This window comes from Trichloromonas sp., assembly GCF_041583255.1.
Lineage (GTDB): Bacteria > Desulfobacterota > Desulfuromonadia > Desulfuromonadales > Trichloromonadaceae > Trichloromonas.
The window spans coordinates 1-11,720 of the sequence record NZ_JBFHGD010000102.1; the positions used below are offsets into that span (position 1 = coordinate 1).

The 11,720-nt window shown below is 61.0% G+C and carries 12 protein-coding genes; all 12 read right to left on the reverse strand.

Annotated elements, in window-relative coordinates; genetic code table 11:
• Nucleotides 1-760: aspartate kinase (locus ABYV89_RS09595; protein ID WP_432822733.1), on the reverse strand; the 760-nt coding region annotated here is incomplete at its 3' end.
• A gap of 47 nt (nucleotides 761-807) precedes the next feature.
• Entirely contained in the window at nucleotides 808-2,223 is a 1,416-nt protein-coding gene (lpdA, locus tag ABYV89_RS09600) for a dihydrolipoyl dehydrogenase (protein ID WP_432822734.1), read from the reverse strand.
• Nucleotides 2,210-2,710, reverse strand: coding sequence for a tRNA (adenosine(37)-N6)-threonylcarbamoyltransferase complex ATPase subunit type 1 TsaE (gene tsaE / locus ABYV89_RS09605; RefSeq protein ID WP_432822735.1), 501 nt, complete (start codon nucleotides 2,708-2,710; stop codon nucleotides 2,210-2,212). Before tsaE ends, lpdA begins: the two co-directional genes overlap by 14 nt.
• 3 nt (nucleotides 2,711-2,713) lie before the next feature.
• Entirely contained in the window at nucleotides 2,714-3,163 is a 450-nt protein-coding gene (locus ABYV89_RS09610; RefSeq protein WP_432822736.1) for a CBS domain-containing protein, read from the reverse strand.
• The gene (locus ABYV89_RS09615) at nucleotides 3,150-4,724 is read right to left on the reverse strand and encodes an NAD(P)H-hydrate dehydratase (RefSeq protein ID WP_432822737.1); all 1,575 of its coding nucleotides are present in this window, start codon (nucleotides 4,722-4,724) and stop codon (nucleotides 3,150-3,152) included. The genes ABYV89_RS09610 and ABYV89_RS09615 overlap by 14 nt, the downstream gene beginning before the upstream one ends.
• Nucleotides 4,721-5,107, reverse strand: a complete 387-nt coding sequence (gene acpS / locus ABYV89_RS09620; protein ID WP_432822738.1) for a holo-ACP synthase — start codon at nucleotides 5,105-5,107, stop codon at nucleotides 4,721-4,723. The genes ABYV89_RS09615 and acpS overlap by 4 nt, the downstream gene beginning before the upstream one ends.
• Nucleotide 5,108: 1 nt before the next feature.
• Nucleotides 5,109-5,831: a pyridoxine 5'-phosphate synthase gene (locus ABYV89_RS09625; protein ID WP_432822739.1), complete on the reverse strand. Its 723-nt coding sequence runs from the start codon at nucleotides 5,829-5,831 to the stop codon at nucleotides 5,109-5,111.
• A gap of 2 nt (nucleotides 5,832-5,833) precedes the next feature.
• Nucleotides 5,834-7,210, reverse strand: coding sequence for a phosphoglucosamine mutase (gene glmM / locus ABYV89_RS09630; RefSeq protein ID WP_432822740.1), 1,377 nt, complete (start codon nucleotides 7,208-7,210; stop codon nucleotides 5,834-5,836).
• A complete protein-coding gene (locus ABYV89_RS09635; protein ID WP_432822741.1) occupies nucleotides 7,207-7,884 on the reverse strand; it encodes a CdaR family protein in 678 nt (225 codons plus the stop codon). Before ABYV89_RS09635 ends, glmM begins: the two co-directional genes overlap by 4 nt.
• Before the next feature lie 33 nt (nucleotides 7,885-7,917).
• Nucleotides 7,918-8,709, reverse strand: a complete 792-nt coding sequence (gene cdaA / locus ABYV89_RS09640) for a diadenylate cyclase CdaA (protein WP_432822742.1) — start codon at nucleotides 8,707-8,709, stop codon at nucleotides 7,918-7,920.
• Between the two features lie 28 nt (nucleotides 8,710-8,737).
• Nucleotides 8,738-9,949: a dihydropteroate synthase gene (gene folP / locus ABYV89_RS09645; RefSeq protein WP_432822743.1), complete on the reverse strand. Its 1,212-nt coding sequence runs from the start codon at nucleotides 9,947-9,949 to the stop codon at nucleotides 8,738-8,740.
• Nucleotides 9,949-11,720, reverse strand: a 1,772-nt coding sequence (ftsH, locus tag ABYV89_RS09650; protein ID WP_432822744.1) for an ATP-dependent zinc metalloprotease FtsH, incomplete at its 5' end; no start/stop codon positions are given. The genes ftsH and folP, both read right to left, overlap by 1 nt.

Consider the following 11,720-nt stretch of genomic DNA (forward strand, 5'->3'; position numbering starts at 1 on the left):
CCGAAACCAGAACGGCCTCCATATCAGCATCCTCCTTCGTTACCAGGGTTCCTGGATTGTCGTTAAAGCTGGAACGGACGTGGATCACCACGCCGTATTTTTTGGCGAATTCAACGCTGCGAATCTGCAGCACCTTGGAGCCCAGCGAAGCCATCTCGAGCATCTCGTCGTAGGAAACCTTCTCCATCTTGGAAGCTTCGGGGACAATCCGCGGGTCGGTGGTGTAGACACCATCAACGTCGGTGAAAATCTCACAGACGTCGGCCTTGAGAGCAGCGGCAACGGCGACGGCCGAGGTATCCGAACCACCGCGGCCGAGCGTGGTGATATTCCCCTCGCTGTCTACCCCCTGGAAGCCGGCGACAATAAGAATCGTGCCGCCCTTGAGGTCTTCGCGAATCTTCTTGTCGTCGATCTTTTCGATTCGCGCCTTGGAGAAGGAGCTGTCGGTTACGATCGGAATCTGGAAGCCGCAGTAGCTCTTGGCCTTGTATCCCATCGACTGCAGACACATGGAAAGGAGCGACATGCTGACCTGCTCGCCGGTGGCGACCAGAACGTCGTACTCGCGTTCGCTGGGAAACTCGCACACTTCGTTGGCCAGGGCCACCAGTTTATTGGTTTCGCCCGACATCGCCGAAACGATGACCACCACATCATTGCCATCGTCGTAAGTCTTGGCCACGCGACGGGCAACATTGCGGATCCTGTCAATGGTGCCTACGGAAGTCCCGCCGTACTTCTGCACAACCAGGGCCATAATTCCCTCTTCCTCCTTTGTGATGAACGACTTGGGGTCTTAAAACACTAACGGGCGGATGATTTCCGCCGGGCGGCCGAACGGCTCACCTTGTGAACCGCAGAACCGGAAACATCTTCGGCCGCCTCTTTGATTATTTCCGGCAGGCTGGGATGGGCATGAATGACCGCCGCCAGCTCATGGGCTGTCAAGTTCTGTTGCATGGCCAGGGCCACTTCGGCCACCAGGGATGAGGCTTCTTCGCCAACGATGGTGACCCCCAGGATACGCGCATCCCCCTTGTCGGCGAGGATCTTGACCGTCCCGCGCGGTTCGCCATCGCACAGAGCCTTGCCCGATGCCAGGTAGGCGAAGCGACCGGCCACATACTCCTGCCCCCGGGTGCGGCACTGTTCTTCGGTCAGGCCAACCTGGGCGATCTCAGGCACCGTGAAAATGATGCTGGGAACCACCCGGTAATCAGCCCGGGCGTCGCCGCCCAGGGCATTCTCCACCGCGATTTCGGCCTGGTACGAGGCCACATGGGCCAACTGGATACCGCCGGTCACATCGCCAATGGCAAACACGCCGTCAGCGGTCGTGCGCATCCGCTCATCGACCACTACGGCGCCGTTTTCCAGCTGGACACCAGCCTCCTCAAGCTCGAGCCCCGCGCTGTTGGGCCTGCGGCCGACGGAAACCAGAACTTTTTCGGCAACAACAGTCTCGCCGTCGGAAAGCTGCACCCTGCACCCTGCGGCAGTCGCCTCGATGGCCTCGACCGCCGTATCGAGGTGGATCTTGACACCGGCGGCCTTGAAGCTTTTTTCCACCTCACGCACCGCCTGGCGGTCGCTGCGTCCAAGCAGAACGGGGAGCTGTTCGACGATGGTGACCTCGACGCCGAAGGTGGAAAAAATACCGGCGAATTCGCATCCTATGTAGCCGCCGCCGATAATTAGCAGGCTCTTCGGAAGCTCTTTAATAGCAAGAATTTCATCGCTGGTCAAAACATTTTTCCCGTCAACCGGGAGGGTTTTCGGGGTGACGGGAATCGAGCCGGTAGCGAGCAGAATATTTTTCGCCCGCAGATGCCCGACTACTCCCTGGTGGCGGATCTGCACCCGCCCCGGGCCTTCGATAATCCCCCGCCCGGTAAAGACATCGACGCCGGCCCCCTTGAGAAGCTGGCCTACGCCGCCGACCAGTTTGCCAACTATCTCATCCTTGCGCTGAGCTGCCGTGGCGAAATCGAATGACGGCTCGCCGAACTGGATGCCGTGTTCACCGGCGCCGCGAATTTTCTGCAACAGCCGGGCGGTGCTGTAGAGAGCTTTGGTCGGGATGCAGCCGCGGTTCAGGCAGGTACCGCCGACCTCGCCCGCTTCGATGACACAGACCTTCGCCCCCTTCTGGGCCCCGCGGATGGCGGCAACATAGCCCCCCGGGCCAGCACCGATGACAGCAAGGTCATACTCGATCATGCGGTTCTCCCTCGGCAGCCCACTGGCGCCTGAATGCCTCGACCAGCGGCTGGCTCGACTCCCCTTCTGCGCTGATGCTGATCCGGCGGAGTTCACCTTCGCCATGCTCCAGGTGCACGCGAACCCCTTCCAGGCCAAGTCCCGGGAAACGATCCCCCCATTCCACCACCGTCACGCCGTCGCCGCAGAGGTATTCGTCAAAGCCGAGATCGAGCAGGTCTTCGGGGTGAACCAGGCGATAGAGATCGAAATGATAGAGGTCGATTCGTCCCCGGTACTGGTTCATCAGGGTGTAGGACGGGCTGACCACCGGCTCCCCCTCAGGAACCTCCAACCCCCGCCCGAGCCCCTGGGTGAAGCAGGTCTTCCCGGCCCCCAGGTCACCCGACAGCAATACCACCGTCGACGGCCCCAGCAGACGGCCCAACACCTCTCCCAGGGCCCTGGTCTGCTCGGGTGAACGGGTTTCAACGATCCAGTGATGCAAGAGCTACTGCCTCATCGAACGGATGATATCGAGCCGCGCCACCACGCCGACCACCTTGCCGTTCTCAACCACCGGCACCAGGTGCGTAGCCCGGTCGACCATCAGTCCGGCAATTTCGTTGACCGGGGTGTCCGGACTGCAGGTAGCCACCTCGCGGCTGCAGATGTCGCCGACCTTGCGGGCAGTGATTCTTTTGACCTCGTCACGAAAGTTCTTCTCACTTTCGAGGTAGAAAACCCAGTCAAAAATCGATACGACGGTGGGGATGTGCAGCGGCTTGTCCTGCTCGACCAGGTCGGTTTCGGTAACCACCCCTTCGAGACGCCCCTCGCTGTCCACTACCGGCATGGCGTTGACATTGGTCTCGGAAAAGAGGCGGGCCAGTTCATCCACCTCGGTATCGGCACTGACGCTGTGAACGCTGGTCGTCATGATATCTTTAGCTGTAAGCATCATTCTCTCCTTGTAAAAGCAGGGCGTAGCGGGCCGCGGGAACCTCCCGCAGCAAATCGGAAGCCATCATGCCGGCGGAACCGCAGTGCTCGGCCAGCCGGTCGGCGGCCAGGCCGTGCAGATAAACGCCGACAACCGCCGCATCAAAGGGGGAAAGACCCTGGGCCAGAAGGCCGCCGATCATGCCGGTCAGGGCATCACCCATGCCGCCGCTGGCCATGCCGGGGTTGCCGCTGGCGTTGATCCGTACCCGACCGTCAGGACAGGCGATCACCGTTCTCGCCCCCTTGAGCACCAGGGTCACGCCGTAGTCGGCGGCAAAGCGGCGGGCCACACCGATCCGGTCCGCCTCGACCTCAGCCACCGAGGTTCCGGTCAGGCGCGCCATCTCCCCCGGATGAGGGGTAAAAACCGCCTGCAACGGGGAACACTGGCGCAGAAATTCAGGCCGGCACCCCAGGGCGTTCAGGCCGTCGGCGTCGATCACCAGCGGCAGCGGACATTCGCGGACAAGGCGCCGGACCAAAGCGCAGGTTTCCTCCGCCAGGCCGATGCCGGGGCCGATGGCCAGCGCGTTTTTGTCGGCCCACAGCAGACGGAGCTGATCGAAGGCCTGCAGACTGAGGACGCCATCGACTTCGGCCAGCGCCGTGGTCATCACCTCGGTCAGCTTGACGGCCAGAATCTCCTGAGTCGAAGCAGGGCAGCCCAGGGTCACCAGGCCGCAGCCGATGCGCATCCCGCCCTCGGCGGTCAACGCCGCGGCGCCGGTCTTGCCGGCCGAACCGGCCACGACCAGCAGGTGGCCGAAAGTTCCCTTGTGCCCCGTCGCCGGCCGAGCCGGCAGGAGCGAAACGGCGGCGGCGCCATCGACCAGAACCGCGTCATCGCCGGCGGCCGCCAGCAGGGCCGCAGGGATGCCGATATCGGCCGTTGTTAAAATTCCGCAGAGCTCGGCCCCGGGATAAACCACCTGGCCGAGCTTGGGACAGGCAAAGGCAATGGTCATATCGGCACGGACCGCCTTGCCGAGCAGAAGCCCGCTGGTGGCGTCAACCCCCGATGGAATGTCAACAGCCAGCACCGGCACCCCGGAGGCGTTGATCCAGTCGATGGCCCGGGCGTAATGGCCCCGCACCGCGGAAGACAGACCGGTTCCGAACAGGGCGTCCACCAGCAGGCGGGCACCGGTTTCGGCGGTCAGGGCCGCAGCGAGCTGCACCTCATTCGGGACGAAGCTGACCTGCCCCTGCATCCGCTGCAAAACGCTCAGGTTGACCGCGGCATCCCCGCCGATGGCCTCGGCGGCCGCCAGCACCAGGGTGCGCACCTGCCAGCCCCGGTTCATCAGGTGGCGGGCCATGACGTAACCGTCGCCACCGTTGTTCCCCTTGCCGGACAGGATCAAGATCGGCCCCGGAAAGAGCTTCGCGTAGTGACGATGCAGCAGCTCAGCGGCAGCGCGCCCGGCGTTTTCCATCAGCACCACACCGGGTATGCCGATTTCCTCGATGGTCTTGCGGTCGAGTTCGCGCATCTGTGCGGCGGTCAGCAGCTTCATGCTTTCTCCAGAATTACCGTGGCGGTCGCGTAATCGCCATCATGGCTGTAGGAGAGGTGGATGGCGGAAATTTCGCGCTCGCGGCAGATGGCGGCGGCGCGGCCGGAAAGAACCAGCGACGGCTTGCCGAGCTCGTCCCGGACCACGTCCATGTCCTGCCAGGAAATCCCCTCGCGCAGCCCGAGCCCCAGGGCCTTGAGGAAGGCCTCCTTGGTGGCGAAACGGGCGGCAAGATGCGGTGCGGGGTCGCGCTTGGGAAGGCAGTAGGCCTTTTCCCCGGCGGTGAAGACCCGGTCGATCACTCCGGCGTTTCCCTGGTCAAGAAACCGGCGGAACCGCGATATCTGGCTCAGGTCGACGCCGACGCCGGCAGTACTGGACATTTCAGCCCTCTTTGCGGATCAGGGCGGCCATCTCGCGAACCGCCCGCTCGAAGCCGACCAGCAGCGCCCGGGAGACGATACTGTGGCCGATGTTGAATTCATCGATGCCGCCCAAGGCGACAACATCCTGGACATTCTGGTAATTGAGCCCGTGGCCGGCATTGACGCCGAGACCGAGCTTGCGCCCGGCCCGGATGGCGTTATGGATCTTGGCCAGCTCCAGCTTGCGCTCATCGGCCCTTCGGGCTTCGCAATAGGTGCCGGTATGAATCTCGATGGTGTCGGCGCCGACGCGGTGGGACTCCTTGATCTGCTCGATATCCGGATCGACGAACAGGCTGACCACGATCCCCCCCTGCTGCAGCAGTTCGACAGTTTTTTTCAGTGGCGCCCGGTTACGCAGCACGTCGAGCCCCCCTTCGGTCGTCAGCTCTTCGCGTTTTTCCGGCACCAGGGTCACGTAATCGGGGAGAATTTTCAGTGCGATGCCGACCATTTCATCGGTCGCCGCCATTTCCAGGTTGAGCTTGGTTTTGACGGTTTTACGCAGCACCTCCACGTCGCGGTCCTGGATGTGGCGCCGGTCTTCGCGCAGGTGCACGGTAATGCTGTCGGCGCCGGCCAGTTCGGCAATCGCCGCCGCCGTCACCGGGTCGGGCTCGTTGATGCCGCGGGCCTGACGGACAGTGGCGACATGATCGACATTAACTCCAAGCTTCGCCACGACTACTTCGCCTCCTTCTTGCCGCCGAGATGCGTCTCGATCGCATCGCCAATCTCGTGCGCCATCTCGGTGATCTGGTACTTGTCCTGCCCCTCGAGCATGATCCGCAACAGCGGCTCGGTTCCCGAATAGCGGATCAGCACGCGGCCGTTGCCCCCGAGTTTGTCCTCTACGGCATCAATCAGCTTCTGCACCGGCGCCACCGTACTGATTTCCTTGCGCTCCTTGACCCGAACATTGAGCAGCACCTGCGGCAGGGCGATCATCACCTCGGCCAGCTCGGAAAGGGCCTTGCCGGTGCGCATCATGATGGCCAGCACCTGCAGCGCCGACACCATGCCGTCGCCGGTGGTGTTGTGATCGAGGAAGATCATGTGCCCGGACTGCTCGCCGCCAAGGTTGTAGCCGTGCTTGACCATTTCCTCGACGACGTAGCGGTCGCCGACGGCGGTCTTGACCACCTTGCCGCCGGCCTTCTTGATGGCGATGTCGAGCCCCATGTTGCTCATCACCGTCGCCACCAGGGTTTTCTTGTTCAGCTGGTTCTTGGCCAGCATGTCGGTGGCGCAGATCGCCATGATCTGGTCGCCATCGACCTCGTGACCGAACTCGTCGACGAAAATCACCCGGTCGGCGTCGCCGTCGAGGGCGATGCCGAGGTGGGCCCGGTTCTCGATTACCGCATCGGCAAGCACCTGCGGATGCAGGGAACCACAACCGGCATTGATGTTGGTCCCGTTGGGCGAAACTCCCAGCGAGATGACCTCGGCGCCAAGCTCTTCGAGAACCGCCGGAGCCACCTTGTAAGCGGCGCCGTTGGCACAGTCAAGAACGATCCGCAGCCCCTTGAGATCCAGCTCTTTCGGGAAGGAATTCTTCAAAAAAACCACATAGCGCCCGCGGGCATCGTCAATACGAAACGCCTTGCCGACCTCCGAGGCAATCGGTCGCAGGGAGTCGATCTTTTTGGAGAAAATCAGGTCTTCGATTTTCAGTTCAGTCTCGTCGGGGAGTTTGAAACCGGTACGGGAGAAAAACTTGATGCCGTTGTCCTGATAGGGGTTGTGGGAAGCCGAAATCACCACCCCGGCGTCAGCCCGCATCGAGGCGGTAATAAAGGCGATACCGGGAGTCGGCAGCGGCCCGACCAGCAGCACGTCAATCCCCATGGAACAAATGCCGGCCGCCAGGGCATTTTCAATCATGTAGCCGGAGAGCCGGGTATCCTTGCCAATGACGATCCGGTGCCGGCGTTTATCGTCCTTGTCCTTGCATATATAGGCAGCGGCACGGCCCAACTGCATGGCGATCTCGGTGGTCATGGGGTGAATGTTGGCCACCCCGCGCACCCCGTCGGTGCCGAAAAGCTTCTTGGTCATCGAGCTGCTCCTGATTTCGGTACGCTGGTTTCTTTGGCTTCGGCAGGCAGTTCCGGCTCCGGCAACCTGGAAATGGCCACCTGCACTTCAACGGTTTTATCTTCTTTCAAGGTCGTGTACTTGCCTCGGTAGTTGATCGGTACGATCAAGGTAAAATTGTCCTGCACCCCTTCGATGTCAATTGGGTCGGTTTCAACCTGGCTGACATCCTTGAGCTCACTTTCCGCCCCCTCGATGGCCACCTCGGTCGGCTTGAAGCGGATCGTCTCGAACTTGAACCCTTCGGCCGGAATCCCGGAGATGACCGTCTTGACCGGAACCTTCTTCGTCTTGATCCGCTCCAGTTTGACATCGACGAATGATGGCGAAAGACGGGTCACCTTAAGGGCGCTCGGCAAATTGAATCGCTCTTCGAGCCGCTTGAAGGAACTGAGCCCCGGCTCCAGCCCCTTGAGGTCGACGGCAATACTGATGTCCTTGGGCTGCAGATTCATCAGCAGGGTCCTCGGACCGCTGATACGTACATCGACCTGACTCGGCACTTCGTTGGCTACCATCTGCCCTGCCGGTACGTTCTTGAGAATAAGGGGAACCGCATAGGAGATCTCCTGCTTCTGCTCTCCCATGACGAAAAACCACAGGATCAAGGCAAAGGCCAGGGACAACAGTTTCAAAAACAGGTTCTCCGTTAACCGCTTGAACATGGGCTACCGTTTCTTCCTGGCTTTGCCGGCACGGGGTTCGAACAACCGGGTCAGCACACGCTTGAGCGAGGTGGAATCGAGATCGCGGGTGATTCTGCCGCCGACGACCACGGAAATCTTGCCGGTTTCTTCCGAAACGACGATGGCCACCGCATCGACCAGTTCAGTCAGGCCGATGGCGGCGCGATGACGGGTTCCCAGGGTCTTGCTGATATCGGGGTTCTGCGATAAAGGGAGAAAACAGCCGGCCCGCTTGAGACGCCCCTGCTGCAGCACCAGAGCACCGTCATGAATAGGGGAATAGGGGAGAAAGATCGAGGTGATCAGGTCGCTGGAGACCTTGGCATCGATTTCGATACCGACTTCGAGAAAATCCTTCAATCCGGTTTCGCGCTCGATAACGATCAGGGCACCGATGCGCTTGCTGGCCATATTGACGCAAGCCTTGACCAGTTCGTCCATGATCTCGGTCTCTTCCTTGTAGGAGAGATCGGCAAAAAAGGGATTGCGTCCGACATGAATCAGGGCGCGACGGATATCATTCTGGAACAGGACGACGATGACCAGGATGATCGAAGAGAGGAAGTTGTCGAGAATCCAGTGCAGGGTGTACAATCCACTGACCTGGGAGGAGACGTAGACCCCGAGAATGACCGCCAGGCCGAGAAGCATCTGGACGGCGCGGGTCCCCTTGATAAGGAGCATGATGCGGTAAATCACAAAAGCGACCAGGCCGATATCGAGCAGGTCAAGCATCCACCTGAAGTTTTTCAGCTCTTCGAACAACCCGCCCATCACACACCGCTCAATTGAATTCAGTTTACTATTCGCTGCCAGCGGCACGGATGGCCCAGGCCAGCATCGCCGTTTCTCTGGCCGGGGCTACATCATGCACCCGGTGAATCATCACGCCCTGCGCCACCCCAAGAGCCACCGTAGCCAAAGTGCCGTAAAGGCGCCTGGCGGGATCATGCTCGCCGAGTACCTTGCCGATAAAACTCTTGCGGGAGGTCCCAAGCAGAATGGGACAGCCAAGTGAGCGGAATTCGCCGATGCGCCGCAGGATTTCAAGGTTGCCCTCGACACTTTTGCCGAAGCCGATCCCCGGATCGATCGCCAGCCGGTCCCGACTAACCCCGGCCTGCAGGGCCATGGCGATACCCTTCCCCAGGTAATCGATGACTTCGGCAACAAGATCCTGGTAGCGGGTAACGCTCTGCATGGTCTCGGGTCGCCCGCGGGTGTGCATCAGAAACAGCCCGGATCCGTTATCGGCGGCCACCGCAGCCATCGCGGGATCAAACATCAGACCACTGATATCATTGATAAAGTCGGCGCCTGCAGCCACGGCCGCAGCAGCTACCACGCTCTTGGTTGTATCAACAGACAGCGGGCAGGAAACCTCCCGACTCAGCGCCTCAATCACCGGCACCACCCGATCGATTTCTTCCTGGGCCGAAACCTGCTGGGCTCCGGGACGGGTGCTTTCGCCGCCGACATCGATAATATCGGCCCCCTCCTGCGCCAGTGATCGGCCTTTTTCCAGAGCCGCCTGCAGAGAGGAATACCGACCGCCATCGGAAAAGGAATCGGGAGTGACGTTCAGGATGCCCATGATCCGGGGCCGGTCAAGAGAGAGGCGACAACTGCGCCCGACCAGGCAATCCGGCACCTGGTCAAGTCGGGCCAGCAGTCCTCGCAACTCGTCGGCCAACTCCCGCAACCCGAAGGGCTGGTCGCCAAGACGACCTGCGAGTTGACGCAACTGCTTCAGGGTTCCGATCAGAATGACATCGGTTTCGGGAAGCGAGCAAGCAACGCTGCCGCGTGCCACTGCAGCATCTCCGCCGACGGCAAGCATCTCCTGCTTGAGGACATTCGCCGCCCGGCAGGGCACCCGGGACAGTTTGACCAGCCGGCGGACCATTTTTGCCGCCATGCGCTCGGCACCAGCCGGGTCGGCGCCGATGAGCAGGATTTCGCGACGGGCCTCAGCCTCTGTATCAACATGAAGAAGGCGCGGCAGAAACGGCATTATTCAGCGGGCGTGGCCGACTCCTCCAGGCAGGGGCCCGAACCCGGCGCCACCGTTTCACCCTGGCGAGCAACAGGATCCGCTCCATCCACCCCGAAAACCATCTTGTGGATTTCTGCACCGTCCAGGTTTTCGCGCTCGAGCAAGGCTTCAGCCACGGTCACCAAGGCCGCCTTGTTCTCCTGGAGAATTACGCGGGTGCGCTCGTAATTGTCCTTGACGATGCGCGTGATCTCGCTGTCGATTTCAAGAGCGGTCGCCTCGCTGTAATTTTTCATGTGCCCCATATCGCGACCGAGGAAGACTTCGCCCTCCTTTTCACCATAGGCCAGAGGACCGAGCTTCTCGCTCATCCCCCACTCACAGACCATTTTACGGGCAATAGCGGTGGCTCGTTCGATATCGTTGCTGGCCCCGGTGGTGATGCTAGAGAAGACGATCTCCTCGGCTACCCGGCCGCCAAGCAGGGTACAGATGCGGATGTGCAGACCGTCGCGGGTTTCATTGTACTTCTCTTCCGCAGGCAGATACATGGTCACGCCCATCGCCCGCCCGCGGGGGATGATGGAAACCTTGTGAACCGGATCGGCACCGGGAATGTAGAGCGCCACCAGGGCATGGCCGGCCTCGTGATAGGCAGTGACCTTCTTCTCTTCTTCGGTGATGACCATCGATCGGCGCTCGGCACCCATCATCACCTTGTCCTTGGCCGCATCGAGGTCGTCCCTGCTGACCTGGTCCTTATTGGCACGTGCCGCCAGCAGGGCCGCCTCGTTGATCAGGTTGGCCAGATCAGCGCCGGAGAAACCCGGGGTTCCCTTGGCGACCACTTCCATTTCCACATCAGGATCAAGTGGGATCTTGCGGGCATGAACATTGAGTATTTTCAGCCGGCCCTTGACGTCGGGCCGAGGCACGACCACCTGGCGGTCAAAACGTCCCGGCCGCAGCAGGGCCGGGTCGAGAACGTCCGGGCGGTTGGTTGCGGCAATCAGAATGACCCCTTCGTTCGACTCGAAACCGTCCATCTCGACCAGCAGCTGATTCAGGGTCTGCTCACGCTCGTCATGACCGCCGCCCAGACCGGCGCCGCGATGGCGACCGACAGCGTCAATCTCATCAATGAAGATGATACAGGGAGCGTTCTTCTTCCCCTGGACAAAGAGATCACGAACCCGGCTGGCACCGACCCCGACAAACATCTCGACGAAATCGGAACCGGAGATGGAGAAAAACGGCACCCCGGCCTCACCGGCAATAGCTCGAGCCAGCAGGGTCTTACCGGTACCGGGCGCGCCCATCAGCAGCACCCCCTTGGGAATTTTCCCACCAAGGCGGGAAAACTTCTTGGGCTCTTTCAGAAAAGAGACGATCTCCTCAAGCTCATCCTTGGCTTCGTCAATCCCGGCCACATCCTTGAAGGTGACCTGGGCCTGATTGTCGGTCAGCAGCTTGGCCTTGCTCTTGCCGAAACTCATCGCCTTGCCGCCACCCGACTGCATCTGCCGCATGAAGAAAACCCACACCGCGATCAGCAGCAGGATCGGCCCCCAGGAAACCATCAGGGTAAACCAGAAACTGCGGTCCTCGGCCGGACGAGCCTGGATCACCACACCCTTGGCGCGAAGCTGCTCAATCATCGAGGGGTCGTCAGGGGCAAAGGTCTTGAACTGGGTGTCGTCCTGGTATTTGCCCTCGATATTGGAGCCCTGCACGGTTACTTCGCGAATCCGCCCTTCATCAACAGCAGCGAGAAACGCCGTATAGGTAA